The organism is Serratia sp. CY52157 (genome assembly GCF_052168495.1).
GTDB lineage: Bacteria > Pseudomonadota > Gammaproteobacteria > Enterobacterales > Enterobacteriaceae > Serratia > Serratia ureilytica.
In genome coordinates this window covers 1,759,878-1,783,146 of sequence record NZ_JBJNMO010000001.1, presented here as the reverse complement: position 1 = coordinate 1,783,146, position 23,269 = coordinate 1,759,878, and the positions used below count along the sequence as shown (strand labels likewise).

Below are 23,269 nucleotides of genomic sequence, written 5' to 3'. Positions count from 1 at the left end.
ACAGGCACGGCGGATTGCCGTGCCTGTTTGGCGTTAACCTGCCGTGAGGCGGGCTTTAGTCTTTGTCCAACGGCGTCATGCTGACGGACGAGAGGTAGTTGAGCAGGGCGATGTCGTTTTCTACGCCCAGCTTCATCATCGCCGATTTCTTCTGGCTGCTGATGGTTTTGATGCTGCGGTTGAGTTTCTTGGCGATTTCGGTCACCAGGAAACCTTCGGCGAACAGACGCAGCACTTCGCTCTCTTTCGGCGACAGGCGTTTGTCGCCATAGCCGCTGGCGCTGATTTTCTCCAGCAGTTTGGAGACGCTTTCCGGCGTGAACTTCTTGCCTTTCTGCAGGGCGGCCAGCGCCTTCGGCAGATCGGTCGGCGCGCCTTGTTTCAGCACGATGCCTTCGATATCCAGATCCAATACCGCGCTGAGGATCGCCGGGTTGTTGTTCATGGTCAGCACGATGATCGACAACTGCGGATAATGACGCTTGATGTACTTAATCAGCGTGATGCCGTCGCCATACTTGTCACCCGGCATCGACAGATCGGTGATCAGCACGTTGGCATCCAGCTTGGACAGATTGTTGATCAGTGCGGTTGAGTCTTCGAACTCCCCAACGACATTCACCCATTCAATTTGCTCAAGTGACTTCCGGATGCCAAACAGTACGATAGGATGGTCATCAGCAATAATTACGTTCAGGTTATTCATGTTGTTGGCTACCTTGCTTCAGCAGTCTGCTGACGAAAAAATCAATCTGACTGATGTTATTCTCGATCTCGGGCGCATCACCTTCTGCGATGCGCTGTTCTAACGATTCGCACAGCTGCTTGCCGGGAAGCAGATTTAACATGGCAAACACGCCTTTCAGGCGGTGTGCGGTTTGTGACAGCGCATTGAAATCACTGCTGCCCGCCTCAGTATACAGTTTTTTGACATCATCGGGTACTGTATCGACAAACAGCCCATAGTAATCACTTGATTTCAATTGTTTTTCATAGAGTTGGATATCTTCTGAGCTCAATGAAAGCGGACTTTCTTCCTGCTCCAGCGCGGCCATTTGCTGTTCGATCAGCATCAGCACGGCGTCGATTAATGCGCCGTTCAGGTTATAGTTCACCCGAATGTAGCGTTTATCCAGCGCTTGCCAACCCGGTTCATCGGTCGCCAGCAACAGCGTGTAATCATCGGCTCGCTGCGGGTTATCGGTCAGCAGCACGTCATAATCGCGGTTGACCGCGCGATCTTCGGCGACGAGGCAGTCGGCACCGTAAGCCTGCAACAGGCGGGTCACGATGCCGCGCACTTCATCTGACGTGATGTCCAGCAGGGCGGTGACGCCGTCGAGCAGCTTTTCCTGTTCCTGCGGCTCTTTTCTCTCCATCTCCATGGCGACGCGAATGGTATAGCGAGTGCCGATATCCACTTTGCTGCGAATGTCCAACTGGCCGTTAAGCTTTTTGCACAGCTGATTGCACAGGAAGAAAGTGAGGCCGGAACCGTGGTTGAAGCGGTCCACCAGCGTCTGGCTGAGGAACGGGTAATTGAGATTGCTGATCTCTTCGTTGGAGATGCCGGAGCCGGTGTCGTTGATTTGGAAAATCAGGCGATCCGGGTGTTCGGGCTCATGGTCGATGACCAGAGAAATCTTGCCGCAGGCGGTGGTGATAATGGCGTAATGCACCAGCAGTGAGATCACTTTGCGCAGCGCGTTGGCGTCGCCGATGTAGTTCTGTTCGACGTCCAACTGGAAATGCTTGAACAGCGCCAGCCCCTTTTGATTGAGGGCGGGCAGGGCTTCCAGCAGCAACTCGTCGATCATTGCCGCCGGGTTGAACGGCTCGCGCGTCGGTTGCCAGTCCTGGGTTTCCAGCCGCGTCAGCAGAGTGATGTTATCGATCAATCCCAGCACCGACGACGACGCCGCCGTCAGTTGGCCCAGCAGCGCCTGCTGTTGTTCCTCATCCGGCTGGTTGCGCAGGCTGTCGACCAGATCGTACATCTGGCGCACCGGCTGATTCAGTTCGATGCCCAGGTTGTGCAACATCAGTTTGCGCGCCTGCACGTTCTTGTCGTATTCACGCCGTGCCTGCTGCAGCCGCTTGTTCACCATGACCTCTTTATCCTGATCGTGCATCAGGAACAGGTAGGTATCCGGCGACAGTTGGCTGCGGAAAATACGGATTTCATACACCTCGTTGTTGACCGTTGCCTGAATGACGCCGTGGTGCTGTTCGGCCATATGGGCGATTTTTTGCAGGCTGAGGTGCGGCAGCAGGTGCTCGGCGATTTTGTTGCTGGCGATCACCGCATTGTTGGCGAAGCTGTAAACCAGCAGGCCGGAGGGCAGGCTGGAGACGATTTCCTGATTCAGCGCGCGCTCGGCCTCCAGCTCAACCGCCATGTTTTCGCTCGGGCGGATGTACTGGCGGCGGATAAAGTAGATGCTCAGCATCGAGAGCGCCAACAGCAGCAGATTGACCGCGATCAGCCAGATGTTGTTGCGCAGCAGATCGATGGCCAGATTAATGGCCGAAACGCGATACACCACCTTCAGCGGCGCATTGGGCAGGGCGGCGCTGAACTCCACCCAGCCGCCGCTCATCGCCGCCTGGGCGCCGAGGGCGGTTTCCGCCGGGATGGCGCTGTCGTCGAGCTCGACATCGTCCGGCTGCAGCAGGAAATTGGCGCGGGCCAGGTTGGCCGGAATGATGTCGTTGATCGGCAAGTCGAAGGCGATCACCGTCGCCAGATGCCCCGGCTGATTAAAGGTGGTGCGAATCGAGAACGAATAGGCGTTCTGGAAGCGCTGTTTGCGCAGATCGGAAAAGCTCTCGCGTTCGTCGAGCATATTGGCCTGTTGCAGCATCTCGGCGCGGCGTTCGTCCGCCGAAGTGGTCAGGTAGCTTTCCCTAAAGCGCGAAGCCAGCTCTTTGAGCGGCTGAGTGGTGATCAGACTGAGGCTGTTGTCCTGACCATTGAGGTAATACATGGCGTAGCTCTCGGTCTTGGCGCCCCAACGGTTGTCCAGGTAGTCCGAAATGTTGGCGATCATCGCCAGCGTGTTCTCGTCATGGCTGCCGAAGATCACCGCGTCGGTTTTCTTGTGCGGCTTCTCGACATAGTAGACGTCGGGGCGCAGGCGGGTTTCCTGCAAACCGGGATCGACATTCTGCGCCGGCGCGTTGCCGAATTTGTCATAGACCTGATAGGTCATGTAGCGATAGGTATCGATGCGCTTTTGCAGCGAACCGGCGATGCTGTTCAGCGTGTACTTCTTTTCCGCCAGCCAGGCGTTGGTGTAGTTGTAGCCATACAGGCCGATGCCGATCGTCAGCAGCACGATAAACAGCAGGAAGCAGCGAGTGATATTGCTGGAGCTAATGGTCAGTTGTTTATTTTGCATAGTGGCTGCGCATTCCTGAATCAGCGAGTGACGGCCCTGGCGCTGGCGGTCACCGCCAACAGCAGAGCGGCTACGCAGGCGAAGGCCACCGTCAGGCTGGAAAACTGAGCGATAAAGCCGATCAGCGCCGGGCCGGCCAGAATACCGGCATAGCCGACGGTGGTAACGGACGCGATCGCCAAATTGGCCGGCATATCGCGTTGGTTGCCCGCGGCGCTGAACAGAATCGGCACGACGTTGGAAGCGCCCAGGCCAACCAGCATAAAGCCGACCAGCGAAACGGTGGCGTGATTGAAGGCGATAGCCAAGCTGAGACCGACAGCGGCGCACAGGCTGCCCAGCAGCAGCACCCGGTAGCGGCCCAGCGAGTTCACCACCCGATCGCCATTGAGGCGGCCGAGCGTCATGGTGATGGAAAACAGCGCATAGCCCAGCCCGGCCTGGCTGTGTTCGACGCCGCGCAGCGTGGTGAGGAACAGCGCGCTCCAGTCGAGCATCGAGCCTTCCGCCAGGAACATGATAAAGCACAGAATGCCGATAAACATCACCCAACCGCGCGGCAAGACGAACATCGGTCCGCCGTCGTCGGCGCCGCTGTCACGCAGCAGATGGCGGCTGGCGAACGCCAGCAGCACGATCACCGCCAGCACGGTGATCAGGGTGGATTGCAGCGGCGTCAGCCCCAGCCACAGCAGCGCGCTGACGCCGCCTGCGCCGGCGATGCCGCCGATACTGAAGAAGCCGTGAAAGCCGGACATCATCGCCTTGCCGCTGTTGCGCTCGACGATCACCGCCTGCACGTTCATCGCCACATCTATCATGCCGATCGCCGCGCCGAACAACAGCAGCGCCACGGCCATGCCGCCGAGGGAGTCCATCAGCGCCAGCAACGGCAAATCGATGCACAGCCCCAGCCCCGCCATCAGGATCACCGCGCGGCAGCCCAGTTTGCCGGTCAGGAAGCCGGTCAGCGGCATCGCCAACATGGAGCCGGCGCCGATACATAACAACAGCAGGCCGAGCGAGCCGTCATCGAGGCCGATGCGCGTTTTGGCGAAGGGCACCAGCGGCGCCCAGGCGGCCATACCGAGGCCGGCGACGAAAAAGGCCAGGCGGGTGGCGATCTGTTGAGGAACGCCGGGCGTTTGCTGTTCATTGCACAAGGTGGCTGTCATGTAAGCGTCAGGATCTTGGGTCAAAAGAGTGGCGAAAGTTACTGACAGTTTTTATCACAATCCGCGATCCGGGTCGAAAAGATTCGCGCCTGATTCCTCTCTGGCGCCGCCTCGGCGCACCAGCCACAGGGCGATCGCCTGGACAATATAGTCTTTTTGCTGTTCGTCCAGCGCGACGCCCTGCGGTATGCCGTGCCATTTTTCCAGGCAGCTTCGGCAGCAGGTGGCGGTGGCGTGTTGGGCGACGAACACCGGGTGGCCGCGCATCGGCGTCTGCTTGCCATCGTTTTTGGGGTGGGCGGCGGCCAGACGGCGATCGATAAAGTCGCGGGCATGGCTGAGGATCAGCGGCAAGCCTTTGTCGTCAAGATAGCTCTGGTCTTTGGGATTCAAACGGAAACGGGCGCGGAAGGGGGAGCCTTGCAGCCGCCGCCATAGCGCCTCTGGGTGAAATGGCATCATGACTTTACTCGCTGAGGGTGAGCTTTTTTTCAGGCTACCAGAAGTGAAACTCTGCGGCCAATTTTGCCTGCGACACACAATATTCGGCGAGATAAAGCACGAAATGAAAAACAAATTCAATTTGTAGACCAAAATAAGAGAAAAGATTAGCAATTAGTGCGGATGTAAATTGGCGAAACTATATCGCGAGGTTATTTATTTGCGTGCTATTTGTGCGAATTGAAATTGTGAGGACAGTGTGGAGGAAAATAAAAAACCGGCCAGAAGCCGGTTAAAGGTATGCAGAAATTATCTTCGGATAATGAAGGTAATAATGAAAATAATGATGATAGCGAGGTGATTATAGCGGCTGCGTGCAGGCGGCGTTTTGGCACAATGTGCTTATTGTCCAGCACAATTGTATGGTTGGCTTTTTTTTCTTAAAGATTTGTATAACTACATGATTTTTTATCAATTAATCTATTCTTTGTCTTTAAGTGCTTTATTTTGTTTGTCGGTAATGTTTTGTGAAAGTTCGCGCACATTTACATTTTGAAACCTTTATTAATCACGCTGAAACACTATCGGATACTTGGTATCATTTTCTTTCTGGATTAATATAACCCTTGTTACCAGAATGGTAATGCACAGTCGTGCTAATAATGCTCGAAAAGGGCAGTGGCCGTAGCTCGACATAATTAACGAGGATAATAACGATGAAACTTCGAGTACTCTCTCTGATGGTACCCGCACTGCTGGTTGCAGGCACAGCAGGCGCGGCGGAAATCTACAACAAAGACGGTAATAAACTGGATTTGTACGGTAAAGTCGACGGTCTTCACTATTTCTCCAGCAACAACGGCGTGGACGGTGACCAGTCTTATATGCGTTTTGGCCTGCGCGGCGAAACGCAAATCAGCGATCAGCTGACCGGCTACGGCCAGTGGGAATATCAGGCTAACCTGAACCACGCTGAAAACCAGGACAACAAGAACTTCACCCGTTACGGCTTCGCCGGTCTGAAATTCGGCGACTACGGTTCCTTCGACTACGGCCGTAATACCGGCGTGCTGTACGACGTCGCGGCGTATACCGACTTGCAGCCTGAGTTCGACGGTATGACCTACGGCGCCGACCAGTTCATGTTCCAGCGTTCCAGCGGCCTGGCGACCTACCGTAACAACGACTTCTTCGGTCTGGTTGACGGCCTGAACTTCGCCCTGCAGTACCAGGGTAAAAACGGCAATGGCGAAGAGACCAACAACGGTCGCGACGTCCTTGGCCAGAACGGCGAAGGCTACGGTATGTCCATGAGCTATGACATGGGCTACGGCATCAGCGCGGCGGGCGCCTTCTTTAACTCTCGCCGCACCAGCGAGCAGAACGGCGCTAACGGTCACCAGAACATCATGGGCCGCGGCGACAAGGCCGAAGGTTACTCCGGCGGTCTGAAATATGACGCCAACGACGTCTACCTGGCGGTGATGTTCACCCAGTCCTACAACGCGGCGCGTTTCGGCAGCTCCGACAGCAGCGTTTACGGCTACGCCAACAAGGCGCAGAGCTTCGAAGCCTACGCGCACTACCAGTTCGATTTCGGTCTGCGTCCGTTCGTCGGCTATAACCAGACCAAAGGTAAAGACTTGGGCCGCGCCGGTAACGGCAAGGACTACGGCGATCAAGACCTGGTCAAATTCGTCGACCTGGGTGCGACCTACTTCTTCAACAAAAACATGTCTACCTATGTTGATTACAAAATCAACCTGGTGGACAACAACGACTTCACCGACGCTGCCGGGATCAACACCGACAACGTGGTTGCCGTGGGCCTGGTTTACCAGTTCTAAGCACCTCGGTGTGAACGTCATCGCGCGGCCTTCGGGCCGCGTTTTTTTTTGCCTGTAAACCGGTAAAAAAGCACGGATTGATCCGCTATCGGCACGGGAAGCACCGTGGTTTTCCTCCTCTAAGCCTACGCTGTCAGTACAAAAAAGAGGGGGGATGATATGGAACTCAAGATCGATAAGGTGATCGAAACGGTGCTGTACGTCAGCGATATTGAGCGAGCGGACGCCTTCTACCGAGATGTGCTGAAGCTGCCGGCGATGGTCGCCAACGAGCGGTTCCGCGCCTATAACGTTGGCGATCGGAGCGTATTGTTGCTGTTTGTCGAGGGCGATTTGCTGCGTGGGGCGCATTATCCGACCGGCTTTATTCCCGCGCACGATGGCGTGGGGCCGGCGCATATCGGGCTGGCGGTGGCAAAAGACCAACTGCCGCACTGGGAACGGCATCTGACGGCCAACGGCGTGGAAATTGAGGGGCGCATGCGTTGGGATCACGGTGGCGAGAGCATCTACTTTCGCGATCCCGACGCCCACCTGTTGGAACTGGTGACGCCGGGCATCTGGGCCAATTACTGATCGAACCCGCCTTGCGCCAACAACGCCAGCGCGGCATTCAGCACCTGCAACGCCGGCTGCGGCTGGCGCTCAATCTGCACCCTGACGATGGCGCCGTCGATCAGCATCGCCAATATCGCGGCGTGCTGTTCCCGCTGCGGGCCTGCGGGCAGGTGGCGCGCCAGTTCATCCGTCATCTGTTGCTTATGCCGGCCGGCGAGGTGCAGGCTTTCCGGCAGCAGATCGGCGATCTCCACGGCCGTATTGATAAACGCGCAGCCGCGAAAACGCGGATCGTCGAACCATTCCGCCAGGCAGGGCGCCAGCGCCGGCAGTAACCCGCCGCTCTGCGCCACATGTCGATCCAACGCTGTACTGAACCAGGTTAGCCACTGCTGGTGGCGATAGGCCAAAAACGCCGTAATCAAATCGTTCTTGCTGGGAAAGTGGCGATAAAACGTCACCTTAGTGACGCCTGATTCCTTGATGATGCGATCGATGCCGGTGGCGCGGATCCCTTCCTGATAGAACAGATCGTGGGCCGTCAGCAGGATGCGCTGACGGGCGGGCAAGGTATTGCGATCGGTGGTCATCATTTTTCTCCCTGGCTATTTTCGAGTGATTGTAGACAACTCTGTCTACATGCGCTAGCGTAATGATGTAGACAGAGTTGTCTACGCACCTTCACCCAGGAGATGATCATGAGCATTAAACCCCCATTGCCGCCTTTTACCCGTGAATCTGCCATCGAAAAAGTACGGTTGGCGGAAGATGCCTGGAACAGCCGCGATCCTGAGCGGGTGTCGCAGGTCTATTCCCTCGATACCCATTGGCGTAATCGCGCGGAGTTTGTCGACGGCCGCGCGGCGGTGGTCGCATTTTTGCAACGCAAGTGGGCGAAAGAGCTGGAGTATCGGCTGATTAAGGAACTGTGGGCGTTTGACGGCGCGCGCATCGCGGTGCGTTTCGCCTATGAGTGGCGCGACGATTCCGGCAACTGGTATCGCAGCTTCGGCAACGAAAACTGGGAGTTCAATCAGGAAGGGTTGATGATCAACCGCCATGCCTGCATCAACGACATGCCGATTCGCGAACAGGATCGGCGTTTTCATTGGCCGCTGGGTCGGCGCCCGGACGATGTCCCGGCGCTGAGCGATTTCGGCTTTTGAATCCGATGTCGCGCCCGCGCCGGCCGATCGCGAGAAAAAGCGCACCGATCGACAAAGGGGAGTTTGTAGAAAAGCCTTTCCACTTCTAGACTTAGGGGACAACAAACGTACTCCAAGAGGACAAGCTATGACGAAGAAGTTGGTTTTGGCCGTCGGCACTGCGGCGGTATTTTCCATTCTTGCCGGCTGCACCGCCTATGACCGTGCAACCAGTTATGTCAATGAGCCGGTGGTCAGCGATGTCAAAGTAGGGATGACCAAGCAGCAGGTGCGGGCGATTGCCGGTCCGCCGTCGACGTCCGCCACGCTGATCCATGCGCAGGGCACTTGCGACACCTATGCGGTCGCGCCGCGCGATGGCAAAGTGCAAACGTATTTTGTCAGCTACAACGACACGGGCCATGTCATGAACAAGGGCTATCAAACCTGTTCAGACTACGATTCGCAGCCGAAGTAATCGCGTTTCAGCCGAACATAAAAGCCTCGCTTTTGCGGGGCTTTTCATTTTTTAAGCGTTTAAGGCCTGAAGTTTAGGCAACTGCGCCGCCGATGCGATTTTTTTGCATCAAAACGATAGACATTTCATAACGGTATCGCTAATATCAGCGCCCATTGGAAGGATGGCCGAGTGGTTTAAGGCAACGGTCTTGAAAACCGTCGAGTGTAACAGCTCCCAGAGTTCGAATCTCTGTCCTTCCGCCAAATTCAGCCGGCTTAGCTCAGTAGGTAGAGCAACTGACTTGTAATCAGTAGGTCACCAGTTCGATTCCGGTAGCCGGCACCATGATAAAGCAGTACCGGCGCCCTGAGTGCCAAAAAAACCGTCAGCCGTAAGGTTGGCGGTTTTTTGCATTATGTCGTCTCAAACGGGCAGGTCAGGGCAGCCAGGCACCGAGCACCACCCCGAGAATCATGTACTCATCGGCATTCAAAGTCGGACAACCCGGCATGTTCCCCTTAAGCCATTGATGACCGGCTTCCTCAACATACCTTCTAAAGATAAGTTCTGCGCTGTCGCAGCGTTTCGCTATCACCTTATCGCCGGACACGAGCTCGGTTATACCGGCAGTCATGGGTTCGACAAGAATCAATGCTCCCTTTGGGTAATTGGCGCCGGCAGAGCCGCTCATCGTGTCATCCCGCACCGGCAACCAGTAGGCCAGAGCGCTGCATTGCACCATCGCCGGGTAGTGGACGGTCGTTCCTTTGCGCAACTGTTCATGAGACAACGGCAATGTCCACGCCAGCAGCGGCAGCGTTTTAGCCAAGGCCTGTGCGGCCTTCTGCCTGACGGGGCGTTGCCCGGTCTGCTCCAGGCCATCCAGCCAGCCGATTTGCACGGCGAAGTACTGTTCAATCCTTCGCGCCATGTCCCCACTGATGCCCTTTTTACCCTTCTTGCCCGGCGGGTAGAGCAGACGAGAAACATAGTCTGCGGCAATGCCGAGCGCCTCGGCAAGGCGCTTTTGCCCCCCGACGCCGAGGTTATCGATCAGGATGATCAGGCGCTCTCGCCGCATCTCCTGCAGGTGCATTTTTTGCTCGTTTTTCATGAGGCCATCGTACCTAAATTTACCTGCAGGTAAATGGATTTTCGCTATTGAAAAAAAGATACCTCTGGGTATACTTGATACTGGTTATTTGTACAGTATTTTGTGCGATATCCCTCGGTGAGCCCGTCGGGCGGATCGGTTGTTGCGTCTTGGCGCACGCCGAGCAGAAGAACGGCTCGAACGACGTCGGTCAACAACATGGAGCCCTGGCGATATGGCAAACGCCCAAAGGAGGTGGAAGCATGAGAGATATGAATGAAGTTTTGGAGCGGTGGGGCGTATGGGCCAGGGATAACAGCGGCATCGACTATTCCCCCATTGCTGCCGGGTTCAAAGGGCTGTTGTCCTATAAGTCGAATGGCGAGCGTTCCTGCTGCGATGATGACGGCCTGGTGATCGACGGTTGCGTGGGCAGATTGAAGAAATACAAACCCGAAGAGTTCGATCTCATCATTGCCCACCATGTTTATGGCATATCTCTGCGTAAGATCGCCCTGAAAAGGAAATGTTCAGACGGTACGATACGCAAAGAGATGCAAACGGCGGAGGGATTTATCGGGGGATGCCTGGCGATGTTGGATATAAAGTTGAGTATGGATCGCTGAAACGCCTGTCGTTGACGTTGATGAGGGTTTATTTCTTGTTTCCCTATTGCGTCAGGAATAGCAATAGCGCATGCGCGTTGCAATAATTAATAAAAGGCTCACGCGTACGCAAATAAGCGTGTAATCTGATAAAACTGAATTGTTGCCGGCGCCGCCGCACGATAGCTAAACCTCGCTTCGGCGGGGTTTTATTTTTTATAATAAAAGACTCACGCGTACGCAAATAAGCGTGTAATCTGATAAAGCTGAATTGTTGTCGGCGCCGCCGCACGATAGCTAAACCTCGCTTCGGCGGGGTTTTATTTTTTATAATAAAAGACTCACGCGTACGCAAATAAGCGTGTAATCTGATAAAACTGAATTGTTGCCTGCGCCGGCGCACGATAGCTAAACCTCGCTCCGGCGGAGTTTTATTTTTTATGATAAAAGGCTCGCGCGTACGCAAATAAGCGTGTAATCTGATAAAACTGAATTGTTGCCGGCGCCGCCGCACGATAGCTAAACCTCGCTCCGGCGGGGTTTTATTTTTTATGATAAAAGACTCACGCGTACGCAAATAAGCGTGTAATCTGATAAAGCTGAATTATTGCCGGCGCCGCCGCACGACAAATAAACCTCGCTTCGGCGGGGTTTTTCATTTTTAGCCTCCTTGTCAAAACGGTCAATCACTCACTGAATAATGACTGTCGTTGAATGGCCACGACGGGAGGCTAATCCTTCTCCTTTATAAAACGGCGCAATCCTTATTTATCTGCTCAGGTTGGGCAGAACGGACAAGCCATTTTCGACAGCGTAAATGGCCGTTTTTTAAATGGAACAGGAATGACGGTTAGGGGCTGCATTTCGCCGCTCTTTTCCATGACTCCCGACGATCGGGCTATGCCCCGGTAAGGGGAGGGTGATGACTATGCCTTGGAAAAATGAACCAAACATCCTTTCAATGCTGCTTGCTTTCGGTATGACGCTGCTGGGGGCGATCGCCAGCTATTCCTTCAAGGTCTTGAACGGCGAAACCTTTAGCTGGAGGACGCTGTTTTTGCAGCTGTTCGTTTCTATTTTCGCCGGTTTGACCATGGTGATGATTGCGCTGCATTACGACTGGCCTTCGGAGGTGATGGGCGGCGTATGCGGTATGGCGGGATGGTCGGGAGCATCGCTGATCAAGGCATTGGAACGTCGATTTCTCAATAAAGCGTCAGGAGGAAACCATGAAGATAAGTGACGACGGCATGGCGCTGATTAAGCGTTTCGAAGGCCTGCGGTTGCAGGCTTATCAGGACTCGGTCGGCGTTTGGACGATCGGCTACGGGTGGACTCAACCGGTAGCGGGACGAAAAGTTGGGGCCGGCATGGCGATCGATGCCGCAACGGCCGAGCGTTTGCTGGTGTGCGGTGTCGCTCAATTCGAACAGGGCGTCGAACGGCTGGTGGCGGTGACAGTCACGCAGGGGCAGTTCGATGCGCTGGTGAGCTTCGCCTATAACCTGGGCCTGCGCGCGTTGGAAAACTCGACGCTGTTGCGCAGGCTGAACGCCGGCGATCGGCAGGGGGCGGCCGACCAGTTCGGCCGATGGGTGAATGCGGGCGGTGTGCGGCTCGATGGGCTGGTTGCCCGGCGCGCGGCGGAACGCGCGCTATTCCTTTCCTGATGCCCAAATGCATCTGCAGAACGATTCAACTCTCGAAACGACGGAGACCTTGTCCAAATGATTGAAGATGAAATTCAACGCTCGCTGACTGCGCTAACCCATCTGGCGGTTCATCCGCTGATCCTGCCGGATCCGCAGCAAGAAGGCGTGACCTATCAGAAGATCAGCGATCTGAAAGTGAACACCGGTCTGGTTGACAGCTCGCTGGTGCAGAGCCGTTTTCAGGTCGTGTTGTACGTGATCGACGATTACTCCCGGCTGATCGCTCTGGACAAAGCGGTTTTGAATGCCTGGGAAGGGGTTCAACATGGTCATATCGGCGAATGGCCGGTACAAGCGGTCACGCGCAGCACCCTTTTGCAGAGCGCCACGCCCCTGGCGGATAACCGCGTCCAGTATCGGATGGCCCGCGATTACCTCATCACCCATTCCGAGGTGGCGGCGTGATCGCCATAAACGTTACCGGCATGGCGGAATTGACTCGCCGTTTGGAAGCGATTCGGCGCGAGGTAGCCAGTCACATTCTGCCGGAGGCCGGCCACGCCGCATTGGCCCCGGTTCTTGGCACCATGCGGCAGTGCGCCGAACGAGGGGCGCCAAACAGCGAACCCTCGCTGAGCGCCGGTATCGCGATACGCCCGGCCGTTACCGGATGGAACGCGGTGACGTTGCGCGTCGGCCCCAGTAAACAGCATTACCGCAGAGCCCTGGAACAGGAGTACGGCACGGCAACGCAAGCCGCCGCCCCGTTTATTCGCCCTGCGCTGGATCACCACAAGCACCAAGTGTTACGCATCCTGGCGGCTCACGTCCGCTATGGCATCGAAAACCGGTAGCGACCGCTACCATCCTTCATCAAAAAGAGAGAGAAAAACTATGGCTGATAAAACTTCGCCAGAATACGCCATGCTGCCTGCCGGCACTATCGTCAAATGGGGCACCGTCGGGGCTGCAACCACGGCCATGAAGGCGCTGACCAACTGTAAAGCGGTAGGTGAAATGGGGCAAACCGGCGGTTTTGTCGATTGCACCACGCTGCTGGATACCGCCAAGCAGTTTATTTCCGACCTGCCGGAAGGCGCGGAGAAATCCATCGGTTTCATCGACGATCCGTCCAACGCCGATTTTGCGGCGCTGCTGAATGCGGCGGACAAGCGCGAAACGGTGCAGTTCTACGTCGAGTTGCCGAACGGCCGCACCTCCACCTCCATCCTGTCGCTGTCCGGCTGGAAAATGAATGAGATCACCGCCCCGGCGAGCGAAGTCATTCAGATTACCGTCCAGGGCAAGCAAAACAGCAACACCTGGGGCACGGTCACCCCGAAAGTGTGACAAACCGACGGTTCGCGCTGGCTTAACGTCTGAGGGCGTTCGGCGCGAACGCTTCAGCCGCGGGCCATGTGGCCTGCGGCAACCCGCTTATGTACAGAGTAAACCGAATTGAACAAGGAAAAACTGATGACAGAGAAATACGATCTGAAAGCGCTGAAAGCGGCGCTGCTGAAATCCGACGACCACGTGATTGAAACGCAGATCTTTGGCGCCAAAGCCTTTATCCGCCGCCTGAAAGCGGCGGAGCTGCAGGAAAATGAAGACGGCATGAAGGCCGCCATCGACAGCGGTGACATGAACAAAGCCGCGCAGCTTAACGTGCAACTGCTGCTGTCATGCCTGATGACGCCGGACGGCAAACGTATCCCGGCCGGCGCCTTGCCGAGCGTTGACGATCTGCTGGCGGCGCACGATAACCCAACGCTGGTCGAAGCCATCGGCGCCGTCAAGCGCCATGCGGTCGGCAGCCTGGAGGAAGCGGAAAAAAACTGACTGACTCGCCCTGGCTGATGTTGGTGTTCCAACTGGCCGATCGCTGGGGTGAGTCGGATCCTCGCAAGATCGCCGCGATGCCGGCGCACATCCTGAATCACTGGCGGGCATACTTCAAACTGCAAGGCATGACGGCCGATGCGGCGGAGAGTGCCCCCGTTCATCAATCCGGTCAGCCCGCGCAAAGCAGTATTGATATGCAGTGTGCTGACGTTATGCGAGTGCTGGGAAATGGCTGATACCGCACAGTTGGTCGTCGGGTTGCAACTGAATGACACCAACTTTAAAAACAAACTGACGGCGGCTTACCGTACCGCCGGGGAACAATCCGCCAAATTTAACCGCCAGGCTCAGCAGGACGCGAAAAAGACCGACGAGTCCTATCAACGCATCGGCGGCACGCTTGGCGGCCTGGCGGGGAAACTGGCGGGGCTGGCCGGCGTTGAATTGTCGCTGCAGGGCCTCGCCGCCACCTCGCGCCAGTATGGACAGGCGCTCACCGAACTTGCGTCCATCACCGTCGCCGCGACGGCGCAGATGAAGCAGTTGGACGACGCGGCTCGCCAGGCGAGCAGCGCCTCCGGCGACGGCGGCAGCCGCGCGGAGGAGATGCTGAAATTGGCCGGCGGCCTGAATGACAGCGCGGCGGCCTGGCGCGATCAGGCGGCGGCGGCGCGCGGGGCGGCTCAGGCGACATCAGGCGTCGGCGCGGCGTCTCGCGTTGCCAACGTCGCGCTGGGGATGCTTGGCGGCCCGATCGGTGTCGCCATCCAGGCGGGATTGGCGATGCTGTACTTCCATGAGCAAAACCAATTGGCCCGTAAGTCGGCTTTGGCATTGAAAGATGCGGCGGTCGAGACGGCCGAAGATCTCAGCAAGCTCTCCAAGGCAAAGCTCGCCGTCAAAATTGATACCTTCGACGATCAGCTAAAGACGCTCAGTGAGGAAAAAGCCAAGATCGAGAACCAACTGGCGAATCGGAGCGATATCCGACTTGCTCTCTTAGAGCGCCGAAGCAAAGGGATATTGGGATTCCTCTACTCTGATCCAAAAGAGGTGAGGAAAGAACGGAACGCCTTGCAAGCGCAGTTGGAAGATATCATTGAGGGCGAGAAAGCGATCCGGCTTCAGCGAAGCAATGCCGTTAATGCACAAAATGGCAATGACAGCCATGTTGAGACCAAAGCTGATAAGCCTAAGGGCCTTCAAGCAAGTGTCGCTCCTGTTAGCCGTACTTTTAACGATAATGGCAAGCAGCAGGCTCTTGATCAGTACCAACAGCTGCGTCAGGAAATCGAACAGGCGCATCTGAGCAGCCTCGAAAAAATCACCCAGGATGAACAAAGCGCGCAGGCCAGGCTGGCGTCAACGGCCAAGGCAGCCGGTGCCGGGCAGGCCGATGTGCAGCGTGCGATGGCGCTGAACGCCGAGAAGTATCAGCGGCAGCGGCAACAGCTCGCTGAACAATACGCGCCAGGGCAGGCGGCGGTGCGCAAAGAGCAGGAGGTTGGCAAGGAGCTGAAGGCGTTGTATGACGGGCGGCTGTTGACCGAACGCGAGTACCACACCGCCAGCCGGATGCAACAGCAAGAAACGACGCGCCAGCGGCTGAAGGCCGAAACCGATGCGCTTGCCGCGCCGCGTATGAACATTGCCGGTGATGTGGATCCGGTCGCTCGCCTTAACAACCAGCTGGTGCAGCAGCTGGCGCAATACCAGGCTTACCACCAGCAAGGCATTCTGGATAAACAGCGCTATGAACAGCTGATGCAGGCGGCGACGCAAGAATCGTCGGACGCTCAGTATCAGCAGGCGCTGAGCCTGTTCGGCGGGCAGAGCCGCGTGCACAAGATGGCGCTGGGGCTGGTGGACATGACGCGGGAACGGACCTCCGGCATGATGTTCGATCTGCTGACCGGGACGCAAAACTTTAAGCAAAGCATGCTCGGTTTGATGACATCCATGACGCAGTCCATCATTCAGCAACTGATCGATCTGGCGATGCAGGCGCTGTTGACCAGAACCATTCTTTCCACCTTTATGAATATCGGCAGCGGCTTGCTGGGCGGGGCTGCAAGCGCCGGCGCGGGCGCGGCCGGTTCAGGCGCGATGGGCATGCCGACCGGTTGGCAAGGCTATGTCCCCAACGCCAAAGGCGGCGTATACGCCTCGCCTTCGCTGAGCGCATTCAGCGGCCAGATCGTCAGCAATCCCACGTTGTTCGCGTTCGCCAGAGGCGCCGGCTTGATGGGCGAAGCCGGGCCGGAGGCCATTATGCCGCTCAAACGCGGCGCGGACGGTTCGCTCGGCGTGCGGGCGATCGGCGGCGGCCAGCAGTCTGCGGCGGCGCCGAATGTCTACATCACCATCGAGAACGGCGGCAACGTCAGTTCGCAGGCCGATCCGGGATGGGGCGAGTTCGGTAAACGGATGGGCAATATCGCCGCGCAGGAAAGCCAAAAGGTAATCAACCGTAACCTGATGCCGGGCCAGCCGATTTGGAAAGCAATCAAGGGGATGTAATGGGCATTCAGACATTTGAATTTCCGGCGCGCGTCAATGCCGCCGGCGATATGCGCTTTCGCGTCAGAAAGGCGCAGTTCGGCGACGGCTATGCGCAGGTCTCCGGCGACGGCATTAATCCGATCGTGCGCTCCTGGGAGCTGACCTTTGTCGGCAAGTATGACTACATCACGCCGATCATCGTCTTTCTGGAAAATCATCATGGGGTGAAATCTTTCCAATGGACGCCACCGACGCAGGTTCCCGGCCTTTACCGCTGCGAGGGTTATAAGCCGGTCGCGATGGGCGGGGACAACTATTCACTGACGGCCACGTTTACCGAGGCTTTTCACGTTTAACCGGGGGAGATGATGCTGAATTCAGATTTGCAAAAGCTGGAGCCGGGCAACCGCATCCGCCTGATTGAGGTGGATGGCACCCGGTTTGGCGCCGATATTCTGCGCTTTCATTGCGATACCCTGCCGTTTACGCCGCAAGAGCTGGCCGCCGCCGGCGGTGATGAAAGCAAACTGCCGGCGAAATCGGTCTGGTGGCAGGGGCTGGAGTACGGCCCGTGGCCGTTTAGCGTTGAAGGGCTGGAGATTTCCGCCGACAGCCAGGGCAACGCGCCCAAGCTGTCGGTCGCCAATATCAACGGCCTGATCAGCGCGCTCTGCCTGCAGTTTGAGGACATGGCGCAGGCCAAGGTGCGGATCCACGACACGCTGGTGCACTACCTTGATGCCCGCAACTTCCCGCAAGGGAACTCTTCGGCCGATCCGCTGCAGGAAAAGCTGCAGGTGTTCTACATCGATCGCAAGGCGACGGAAAGCGACGAAGCGGTGGAATTCGAACTCTCGAGTCCGGCGGACCTGCGGGGATTGCGCATCCCGACCCGGCAAATCCACAGCCTGTGCACCTGGTGCTCGCGCGGCGGCTATCGCACCGGCAAGGGCTGCGATTACGCCGGTAGCCGTTACTTTGACGACAAGGGCAACCCGGTGGATGACCCGAGCCAGGATCGCTGCGGCGGGCTGTTGAGCGACTGCCAAAAACGCTTTGGCGAGCACGAGCCGCTGCCGTTCGGCGGCTTCCCCGGCGCGGCGTTGATCCGGCAGTAGGGGGCGAGCATGAAAGAAAAAACCGCGGCAGCCATTATGGCGCACGCCAGGACCGAGTATCCGCGCGAATGCTGCGGTGTGGTGGCGCAAAAGTCCCGCGTGGAGCGCTATTTCCCGTGTCGTAACCTGGCGGACAACCCCACCGAGCAGTTTCATCTGGCGCCGGAAGACTACGTGGCCGCCGCCGAATGGGGCACCATCACCCTCATAGTGCACAGCCACCCGGACGCCACCACGCAGCCGAGTGAACTGGACAAAGCGCAGTGCGACGCGATGGAGTTGCCCTGGGCGATAGCCAGCTGGCCGGAGGGGGATTTGCGCACCATTTTGCCGCGCGGCGAACTGCCGCTGGTGGGCCGCCAGTTCGTGCTGGGGCATACCGACTGTTGGGGACTGATCATGAGCTATTTCCGCCAGGAGCACGGCATAACGCTCCAGGATTACCGCGTTGATTACCCGTGGTGGGAGCAGGGTGAAAACCGCTATCTGGAAAACTGGCATGTCTGTGGCTTTCGCGAGTTCGATGGCCCGCCACGCCCAGGCGACATGGCGGTCATGCAGGTTTCGGCGCCGGTGGCCAACCACGCCGGTATTCTGCTGGCAGATGGCCTGTTGCTGCACCATATGTACGGCATGCTTAGCCAGCGGGTGCCTTACGGTGGGTATTGGAAAGAGCGAACGGTGAAGGTGTTGCGCTACAAAGCCCTGATGTGATGCTATCATTCCACTTTTCAGCTTAAGGAAAAGGTAATGAAGAAAATTATCGCTGCAATTGCCACAGTAATTTTGTCTGGCTGTTCAACTACGGCTAACGAACTTCGATTGACAACACCGGCTATCCAAGGCCATACAATTAAAGCAGCGGATGTATATATTGGATGTGTTCTTAATGTTTGGAATGAAAAAAACACCATCTCACCAATTAGCCCACAGCCTGCGGAGCGCGGTTATACAGCTCAGATAAATGATATGTCTAGAGGTGTTGTAATGTTAATTGACGTGAAAAAGACTGACTCTGGTAGCGATTTCTTATTTTATAAAAAACGAGATATGGACTTCTATGAGGCGGCAGTTAATGCATGTAAATAGTATCTTGGTTACACGCTATATACCCGCCTAGGCGGGTTTTTTATTGGGGGTCATATGAGCTTTATCGAGGTGCCATTAAGAGTAGTTCACTTCCACGGCCCGATGGTTAGGTTGTTTGGTAAAAACTTTAAATATCGTGCTCACAATGTTCCAAAAGCTATCGATGCTATGAAAAATCTAATAGACGGATTTGAACGATATATGTTGGAAGCACATAAGCGCGGACTGACCTTCGCTGTATTTGTGGGGAAACGTAACGTTGGTCAAGACGAGATGGAGCTGACGAAAGGCACGGAAGACATTCACCTGGTGCCAGTGGTTATTGGAAGTAAACGTGCAGGGCTTTTTCAAACTATTGCAGGAATAGCATTAATTGCTCTGGCTGCTTGGAACCCAGTTATAGGTGGAGCGGCAATGATGTCGGCAACCACAGCCACTTCCGTTGGCCTGATGGGTGCTTCCCTTGCCCTCGGCGGCGTCGTCCAAATGCTTTCCCCGCAAATGGGCGGGCTGCGCATGCGGCAAGGCCCGGAAAATAAACCGAGCTATGCCTTTGGCGGGCCGGTCAACACCACGGCGCAGGGCAACCCCGTCGGCGTGCTGTACGGCACGCGTGAAATTGGCGGGGCGATTATCTCCGCAGGTATTTATACCGAAGACCAGCAATAACGACATCCGTTTGAACAGACAGCCGCAATAGCGGCTTTTTTTATGGGCGAAATATGGCACAGAACATGATCCGTGGGCGAAAAGGCGGCGGCGGTGGCGGCCACACGCCGGTAGAATCGCCGGACAGCATTCAGTCGATCGCCAGAGCGAAGATGCTGTTCGCATTAGGCGAAGGGGAATTTGCCGGCGGGCTGGATGGCACAAACATTTTTGTTGACGGTACGCCGGTACTGAACATCGACGGCACGGAAAACTTTCCCGGTTTCCGCTGGGAGTTCCGCCCTGGCTCGCAGGCGCAGGAATATATCCAGGGCATTCCCGCCGTTGAAAATGAGATCTCGGTCGGCAGCGAACTGAAAAGCGGCGCGCCGTGGGTGCGCTCCGTCTCGAACCTGCAACTTTCCGCCGTCCGCCTGCGCCTGGGTTGGCCTATGCTGCAAAAACAGGCGGACAACGGCGACGTCAACGGCTATCGCATCGAGTACGCCATCGACGTGGCGACCGACGGCGGCAGCTACCAGGAGGTGCTAACGGCGGCGATCGACGATAAAACCACCTCGCTGTATGAACGCTCGCACCGCATCAATTTGCCGAAGGCCACCACGGGATGGCAGCTGCGCGTGCGCCGGTTGACGCCTAACGCCAACAGCGCCCGGATCGCCGACCGGATGAACATCGAGGCGCTGACCGAAATCATCGACGCCAAGCTGCGCTACCCGAACACTGCGCTGCTTTACGTGGAGTTTGATTCAAAGCAGTTCCCCAACATCCCGAAGATCAGCTGCAAACCGCGCGGCCGCCTGATCCGCGTGCCGGACAACTACGATCCGCAAACGCGCAGTTATACCGGCCTCTGGAGCGGCGGCTTTAAGTGGGCCTACAGCGATAACCCGGCGTGGGTGTTTTACGACATTATTTTGGCCGAGCGCTTTGGCCTGGGCGATCGCATCGACGCCTCCCAGGTCTCCGAGTCCGAACTGTACCGCATCGCGCAGTATTGCGATCAGCCGGTGCCGGACGGGCGCGGCGGCGAGGGCATGGAGCCGCGTTTCACCTGCAACGTTTATCTGCAGTCGCGGGAAGAGGCCTGGACGGTGCTGAGCGATTTGGCCGGCATTTTCCGCGGTATGACCTATTGGGGACAAAACCAAATGGTCGCCCTGGCGGACATGCCGCGCGATATGGACTTCACCTACACCCGCGCCAACGTGATCGACGGCAAGTTTACCTACTCATCCGCCAGCGAACGCACCCGCTACAGTACGGCGATGGTCAGCTGGTCCGATCCGGGCAACCATTACGCCGATGCGATAGAGGCGGTATTCGACAGCGATCTGGTGCGCCGCTACGACGTGAACCAGACCGAGCTGACGGCTATCGGCTGCACCACGCCGAGCGAAGCGAACCGCCGCGGCCGCTGGGCGCTGTTGACTAACAGCAAGGATCGTACGGTCAGCTTTTCCGTGGGGCTGGACGGCATGATCCCCATGCCGGGGCATATCGTCGGCGTGGCAGACCAGATGCTGGCCGGGCGGGTGATTGGCGGGCGCCTCAGCGGCGTGGACGGCCGTAAACTGACGCTGGACAGGACGCCGGGCGCCAAAGCCGGCGATCGCCTGATCGTCAACCTGCCTTCCGGCCGGGCGCAGGCGCGCACCGTGCAGGCGGTGAATGAACGCGTAGTGACCGTCACCACGGCCTACAGCGAGACGCCGGCGCCGGAAGCGGCCTGGTCCATCGACGCGGACGACCTGGCGGTGCAGCTTTACCGCGTGGTGGGTATCGCCGACAACGGCGACAACACCTATACCGTCAACGCGGCGGAACACGATCCGAACAAGTACGCCCGCATCGATACCGGCGCGCGTATCGACGATCGTCCGATCTCCATCATTCCGCCCGGCGTGCAGGCGCCGCCGAAGAACATCATCATCGACAGCTACTCCTTGGTGAGCCAGGGTATCGCCATTACCACCCTGCGCGCCGCCTGGGGCGCGGTTGAAAATGCCATCGCCTATGAGGCGGAATGGCGCAAAGATAACGGCAACTGGGTGTCGGTGCCGCGCACCTCGGCGCTCGGCTTCGAGGTGCCGGGGATTTACGCCGGTCGTTATCGGGTGCGGGTGCGAGCCATCAACGCCAGTGACGTATCGTCTATTTGGGCGACGTCGATGGAAACCTACCTCAAGGGCAAAGAGGGTAAACCGCCGATGCCGGTTGGCTTCAAGGCATCGCCTTTGCTGTGGGGCATCCAGCTCGACTGGGCGTTCCCTGGCGGCGCTGAAGATACGCTCAAGACCGAAATTCAGTATGCGGACAACGCCGCCGGAAATAACGCGATGCTGCTGGCCGATATCCCGTACCCGCTGCACACCCACGCCATGACAGGGTTGAAGGCGGGGCAGGAGTTCTGGTTCCGCGCGCGGTTGCAAGACCGCACCGGCAATCAGGGCGACTGGACAGGCTGGACCGCTGGGCAGGCGAACGCGGACGCCGGCGATTATCTCGAGAACATCGGCGACGATCTCCTGACCGCGAAAGACGGCGAGCGGCTGGTGGGCGATATCGACACCAACATCGACGCTATCTTGCAGAATGCGCTGGCCAACAACGCGACGGTGGATCACCAATGGGCGCAGTACGGTACGGTGCGCGCCGATATCATGGTGGTGAAAACCACCATCGCGGAGGTCGATCGCGGGCTGGCCGAGATGAAAACCCAGGTGCAGGCGCAGATTGACGACGTGGCGGCGGTGCTGGAAGACAAACTGACGGCGACGGTAGACGCCGACGGCGCCACGGCCATCCATACGTTGAAAGCGGGCGTGCGGGTGAACGGCACCTTCTACAACGCCGGCATGTCGATCGCGGTATTGGCGGAAAACGGCAGGCCGGTTACCACCCGCGTGGGCTTTAACGCCAACCAGTTCGTGCTGATGAGCGGCAACAACAGCAATCAGTATTCGCCGTTTGCCGTGGTGGATGGGCAGGTGTTTATTAGCGACGCGTTTATTCGCAATGGTACTATCGATAGCGCAAAGATCGCACAGCATATCCAGTCTTCTAATTGGGTAAGTGGGCAGCGTGGCTGGGCGATAAATAAAGATGGCGGGGCACAATTCAATAACATTAGCGCCCGTGGAGCGATATATGCCGACACTGGTGAGTTTAAAAATGGCGTGATTGGCAATTGCCGGATCCTTGAGAATTGCTCCATTGAGGGAAAACTTTCCGCCGCGAATATCGAAGGCGCGATCATGGATGGCTCGATGTTAAGCTGGACGGGTTATCATACTAATGCGAGTCGGTTATTACGCTTTGGCGGTAATAATGTTATTCCCGTTCGTGTCTTTGGACAGATTCAAATTAAAAGAAGTGGACGAGGCTATCCTCACGGTTATGGCGGGGTTAGGCAAAACACAACCGGCGGAGGCTATATGCCAGAGGTTTCCGTTAGTTCCAGTTCTAGTAGCGGGCAACCTTCAGTATCCATCGTTTATATCGATACATTAATTGGAAAGTCTTCGACTGCCTTTTGGCAGCTTGCCGCAGGAGAGCTTGACCAAGGACAATCGCACTCAACGACTTTTATTGTGAACATCTTTGCCACTCCGCAATATACAGCCTTTGGGCTGGAGTAACCATCATCTCCGTAACGAGGTTTTTATC

The 23,269-nt window shown here is 57.0% G+C and carries 25 protein-coding genes and 2 tRNA genes; 21 read left to right on the top strand and 6 right to left on the bottom strand.

Features of this window, described 5'->3' with window-relative positions; genetic code table 11:
• Positions 1–55: 55 nt before the first annotated feature.
• Genes rcsB through ACJ8IP_RS08455 form a run of 4 tightly spaced genes read right to left on the bottom strand, consistent with a single transcriptional unit; the run spans position 56 to position 5,038 of the window.
• Positions 56–706, bottom strand: coding sequence for a response regulator transcription factor RcsB (gene rcsB, locus ACJ8IP_RS08470; RefSeq protein ID WP_004935900.1), 651 nt, complete (start codon positions 704–706; stop codon positions 56–58).
• Positions 699–3,401 carry a phosphotransferase RcsD gene (gene rcsD / locus ACJ8IP_RS08465; RefSeq protein ID WP_047025314.1) on the bottom strand — a complete coding sequence of 901 codons (2,703 nt, stop codon included), beginning with the start codon at positions 3,399–3,401 and terminating at the stop codon, positions 699–701. The genes rcsB and rcsD overlap by 8 nt, the downstream gene beginning before the upstream one ends.
• 20 nt (positions 3,402–3,421) lie before the next feature.
• Positions 3,422–4,576: an MFS transporter gene (locus ACJ8IP_RS08460; RefSeq protein WP_047025315.1), complete on the bottom strand. Its 1,155-nt coding sequence runs from the start codon at positions 4,574–4,576 to the stop codon at positions 3,422–3,424.
• A 54-nt stretch (positions 4,577–4,630) separates the two neighbouring features.
• The gene (locus ACJ8IP_RS08455) at positions 4,631–5,038 is read right to left on the bottom strand and encodes a DUF4186 domain-containing protein (protein ID WP_071991658.1); all 408 of its coding nucleotides are present in this window, start codon (positions 5,036–5,038) and stop codon (positions 4,631–4,633) included.
• Between the two features lie 695 nt (positions 5,039–5,733).
• On the opposite strand from ACJ8IP_RS08455, the gene ompC reads away from it, so the two are divergent.
• Together ompC and ACJ8IP_RS08445 are read left to right on the top strand one after the other, a co-directional pair.
• Positions 5,734–6,864: a porin OmpC gene (gene ompC / locus ACJ8IP_RS08450; RefSeq protein ID WP_033643836.1), complete on the top strand. Its 1,131-nt coding sequence runs from the start codon at positions 5,734–5,736 to the stop codon at positions 6,862–6,864.
• A 159-nt stretch (positions 6,865–7,023) separates the two neighbouring features.
• The gene (locus ACJ8IP_RS08445; protein WP_164107145.1) at positions 7,024–7,440 is read left to right on the top strand and encodes a VOC family protein; all 417 of its coding nucleotides are present in this window, start codon (positions 7,024–7,026) and stop codon (positions 7,438–7,440) included.
• Here the strand turns inward: ACJ8IP_RS08445 and ACJ8IP_RS08440 are convergent.
• Positions 7,434–8,012 (bottom strand): TetR/AcrR family transcriptional regulator, encoded by a 579-nt coding sequence (locus ACJ8IP_RS08440; protein WP_072627291.1) that lies wholly within the window; start codon positions 8,010–8,012, stop codon positions 7,434–7,436. The two genes, ACJ8IP_RS08445 and ACJ8IP_RS08440, sit on opposite strands and share 7 nt — an antisense overlap.
• Positions 8,013–8,120: 108 nt before the next feature.
• On the opposite strand from ACJ8IP_RS08440, the gene ACJ8IP_RS08435 reads away from it, so the two are divergent.
• From ACJ8IP_RS08435 to ACJ8IP_RS08420, 4 genes are all read left to right on the top strand, one after another.
• A complete protein-coding gene (locus tag ACJ8IP_RS08435; protein WP_033643833.1) occupies positions 8,121–8,588 on the top strand; it encodes a nuclear transport factor 2 family protein in 468 nt (155 codons plus the stop codon).
• A gap of 127 nt (positions 8,589–8,715) precedes the next feature.
• Positions 8,716–9,045 (top strand): osmotically-inducible lipoprotein OsmE, encoded by a 330-nt coding sequence (gene osmE / locus ACJ8IP_RS08430; protein ID WP_004935874.1) that lies wholly within the window; start codon positions 8,716–8,718, stop codon positions 9,043–9,045.
• Between the two features lie 157 nt (positions 9,046–9,202).
• Positions 9,203–9,290 (top strand) — tRNA-Ser (locus tag ACJ8IP_RS08425).
• A 6-nt stretch (positions 9,291–9,296) separates the two neighbouring features.
• Positions 9,297–9,372 (top strand) — tRNA-Thr (locus ACJ8IP_RS08420).
• Positions 9,373–9,463: 91 nt separating this feature from the next.
• Here ACJ8IP_RS08420 and ACJ8IP_RS08415 read toward each other — a convergent pair.
• Positions 9,464–10,141, bottom strand: a complete 678-nt coding sequence (locus ACJ8IP_RS08415) for a LexA family protein (RefSeq protein ID WP_089192046.1) — start codon at positions 10,139–10,141, stop codon at positions 9,464–9,466.
• Positions 10,142–10,383: 242 nt separating this feature from the next.
• On the opposite strand from ACJ8IP_RS08415, the gene ACJ8IP_RS08410 reads away from it, so the two are divergent.
• From ACJ8IP_RS08410 to gpJ, 15 genes are all read left to right on the top strand, one after another.
• Positions 10,384–10,746, top strand: coding sequence for an antiterminator Q family protein (locus ACJ8IP_RS08410; RefSeq protein ID WP_042785760.1), 363 nt, complete (start codon positions 10,384–10,386; stop codon positions 10,744–10,746).
• A gap of 901 nt (positions 10,747–11,647) precedes the next feature.
• The gene (locus ACJ8IP_RS08405) at positions 11,648–11,968 is read left to right on the top strand and encodes a phage holin family protein (RefSeq protein ID WP_033652509.1); all 321 of its coding nucleotides are present in this window, start codon (positions 11,648–11,650) and stop codon (positions 11,966–11,968) included.
• Complete coding sequence (locus ACJ8IP_RS08400) at positions 11,955–12,395, top strand: lysozyme (RefSeq protein ID WP_042785079.1); 441 nt, start codon at positions 11,955–11,957, stop codon at positions 12,393–12,395. The genes ACJ8IP_RS08405 and ACJ8IP_RS08400 overlap by 14 nt, the downstream gene beginning before the upstream one ends.
• A gap of 57 nt (positions 12,396–12,452) precedes the next feature.
• Complete coding sequence (locus ACJ8IP_RS08395) at positions 12,453–12,842, top strand: hypothetical protein (RefSeq protein WP_042785078.1); 390 nt, start codon at positions 12,453–12,455, stop codon at positions 12,840–12,842.
• On the top strand, positions 12,839–13,231 hold the full coding sequence (locus ACJ8IP_RS08390; protein WP_033652512.1) for an HK97-gp10 family putative phage morphogenesis protein: 393 nt from the start codon (positions 12,839–12,841) through the stop codon (positions 13,229–13,231). Before ACJ8IP_RS08395 ends, ACJ8IP_RS08390 begins: the two co-directional genes overlap by 4 nt.
• 40 nt (positions 13,232–13,271) lie before the next feature.
• On the top strand, positions 13,272–13,727 hold the full coding sequence (locus ACJ8IP_RS08385) for a major tail shaft subunit (RefSeq protein WP_033652513.1): 456 nt from the start codon (positions 13,272–13,274) through the stop codon (positions 13,725–13,727).
• Positions 13,728–13,853: 126 nt separating this feature from the next.
• Positions 13,854–14,219: a phage tail protein gene (locus tag ACJ8IP_RS08380; protein ID WP_025160180.1), complete on the top strand. Its 366-nt coding sequence runs from the start codon at positions 13,854–13,856 to the stop codon at positions 14,217–14,219.
• Positions 14,220–14,236: 17 nt separating this feature from the next.
• Positions 14,237–14,458 (top strand): hypothetical protein, encoded by a 222-nt coding sequence (locus tag ACJ8IP_RS08375; protein ID WP_004935830.1) that lies wholly within the window; start codon positions 14,237–14,239, stop codon positions 14,456–14,458.
• Positions 14,451–16,742, top strand: a complete 2,292-nt coding sequence (locus ACJ8IP_RS08370; protein ID WP_072627295.1) for a phage tail tape measure protein — start codon at positions 14,451–14,453, stop codon at positions 16,740–16,742. Before ACJ8IP_RS08375 ends, ACJ8IP_RS08370 begins: the two co-directional genes overlap by 8 nt.
• Positions 16,742–17,080 carry a phage tail protein gene (locus ACJ8IP_RS08365; protein ID WP_072627296.1) on the top strand — a complete coding sequence of 113 codons (339 nt, stop codon included), beginning with the start codon at positions 16,742–16,744 and terminating at the stop codon, positions 17,078–17,080. Before ACJ8IP_RS08370 ends, ACJ8IP_RS08365 begins: the two co-directional genes overlap by 1 nt.
• A 9-nt stretch (positions 17,081–17,089) precedes the next feature.
• Positions 17,090–17,842: a phage minor tail protein L gene (locus ACJ8IP_RS08360; protein ID WP_033639816.1), complete on the top strand. Its 753-nt coding sequence runs from the start codon at positions 17,090–17,092 to the stop codon at positions 17,840–17,842.
• Between the two features lie 9 nt (positions 17,843–17,851).
• Positions 17,852–18,556, top strand: coding sequence for a C40 family peptidase (locus tag ACJ8IP_RS08355; protein WP_108681601.1), 705 nt, complete (start codon positions 17,852–17,854; stop codon positions 18,554–18,556).
• Positions 18,557–18,592: 36 nt separating this feature from the next.
• A complete protein-coding gene (locus tag ACJ8IP_RS08350) occupies positions 18,593–18,931 on the top strand; it encodes a hypothetical protein (RefSeq protein ID WP_143557036.1) in 339 nt (112 codons plus the stop codon).
• Positions 18,932–19,099: 168 nt separating this feature from the next.
• Positions 19,100–19,600, top strand: coding sequence for a tail assembly protein (locus tag ACJ8IP_RS08345; protein ID WP_404757993.1), 501 nt, complete (start codon positions 19,100–19,102; stop codon positions 19,598–19,600).
• 53 nt (positions 19,601–19,653) lie between these two features.
• Positions 19,654–23,241 (top strand): TipJ family phage tail tip protein, encoded by a 3,588-nt coding sequence (gpJ, locus tag ACJ8IP_RS08340; protein WP_089192041.1) that lies wholly within the window; start codon positions 19,654–19,656, stop codon positions 23,239–23,241.
• Positions 23,242–23,269: the final 28 nt, after the last annotated feature.

Excerpts from the sequence above, each read along its gene's own strand:
- ACJ8IP_RS08360 (WP_033639816.1), top strand. The coding sequence starts at position 17,090 with ATGATGCTGAATTCAGATTTGCAAAAGCTGGAGCCGGGCAACCGCATC.
- ACJ8IP_RS08350 (WP_143557036.1), top strand. The coding sequence starts at position 18,593 with ATGAAGAAAATTATCGCTGCAATTGCCACAGTAATTTTGTCTGGCTGT.
- gpJ (WP_089192041.1), top strand. The coding sequence starts at position 19,654 with ATGGCACAGAACATGATCCGTGGGCGAAAAGGCGGCGGCGGTGGCGGC.
- ompC (WP_033643836.1), top strand. The coding sequence starts at position 5,734 with ATGAAACTTCGAGTACTCTCTCTGATGGTACCCGCACTGCTGGTTGCA.
- ACJ8IP_RS08440 (WP_072627291.1), bottom strand. The coding sequence starts at position 8,012 with ATGACCACCGATCGCAATACCTTGCCCGCCCGTCAGCGCATCCTGCTG.
- rcsB (WP_004935900.1), bottom strand. The coding sequence starts at position 706 with ATGAATAACCTGAACGTAATTATTGCTGATGACCATCCTATCGTACTG.
- ACJ8IP_RS08380 (WP_025160180.1), top strand. The coding sequence starts at position 13,854 with ATGACAGAGAAATACGATCTGAAAGCGCTGAAAGCGGCGCTGCTGAAA.
- ACJ8IP_RS08415 (WP_089192046.1), bottom strand. The coding sequence starts at position 10,141 with ATGAAAAACGAGCAAAAAATGCACCTGCAGGAGATGCGGCGAGAGCGC.
- ACJ8IP_RS08385 (WP_033652513.1), top strand. The coding sequence starts at position 13,272 with ATGGCTGATAAAACTTCGCCAGAATACGCCATGCTGCCTGCCGGCACT.
- ACJ8IP_RS08405 (WP_033652509.1), top strand. The coding sequence starts at position 11,648 with ATGACTATGCCTTGGAAAAATGAACCAAACATCCTTTCAATGCTGCTT.
- ACJ8IP_RS08460 (WP_047025315.1), bottom strand. The coding sequence starts at position 4,576 with ATGACAGCCACCTTGTGCAATGAACAGCAAACGCCCGGCGTTCCTCAA.
- ACJ8IP_RS08345 (WP_404757993.1), top strand. The coding sequence starts at position 19,100 with ATGAAAAATCTAATAGACGGATTTGAACGATATATGTTGGAAGCACAT.
- ACJ8IP_RS08355 (WP_108681601.1), top strand. The coding sequence starts at position 17,852 with ATGAAAGAAAAAACCGCGGCAGCCATTATGGCGCACGCCAGGACCGAG.
- ACJ8IP_RS08410 (WP_042785760.1), top strand. The coding sequence starts at position 10,384 with ATGAGAGATATGAATGAAGTTTTGGAGCGGTGGGGCGTATGGGCCAGG.
- ACJ8IP_RS08370 (WP_072627295.1), top strand. The coding sequence starts at position 14,451 with ATGGCTGATACCGCACAGTTGGTCGTCGGGTTGCAACTGAATGACACC.
- ACJ8IP_RS08365 (WP_072627296.1), top strand. The coding sequence starts at position 16,742 with ATGGGCATTCAGACATTTGAATTTCCGGCGCGCGTCAATGCCGCCGGC.
- ACJ8IP_RS08455 (WP_071991658.1), bottom strand. The coding sequence starts at position 5,038 with ATGATGCCATTTCACCCAGAGGCGCTATGGCGGCGGCTGCAAGGCTCC.
- ACJ8IP_RS08395 (WP_042785078.1), top strand. The coding sequence starts at position 12,453 with ATGATTGAAGATGAAATTCAACGCTCGCTGACTGCGCTAACCCATCTG.
- ACJ8IP_RS08400 (WP_042785079.1), top strand. The coding sequence starts at position 11,955 with ATGAAGATAAGTGACGACGGCATGGCGCTGATTAAGCGTTTCGAAGGC.
- ACJ8IP_RS08445 (WP_164107145.1), top strand. The coding sequence starts at position 7,024 with ATGGAACTCAAGATCGATAAGGTGATCGAAACGGTGCTGTACGTCAGC.
- ACJ8IP_RS08435 (WP_033643833.1), top strand. The coding sequence starts at position 8,121 with ATGAGCATTAAACCCCCATTGCCGCCTTTTACCCGTGAATCTGCCATC.
- osmE (WP_004935874.1), top strand. The coding sequence starts at position 8,716 with ATGACGAAGAAGTTGGTTTTGGCCGTCGGCACTGCGGCGGTATTTTCC.
- ACJ8IP_RS08375 (WP_004935830.1), top strand. The coding sequence starts at position 14,237 with ATGTTGGTGTTCCAACTGGCCGATCGCTGGGGTGAGTCGGATCCTCGC.
- rcsD (WP_047025314.1), bottom strand. The coding sequence starts at position 3,401 with ATGCAAAATAAACAACTGACCATTAGCTCCAGCAATATCACTCGCTGC.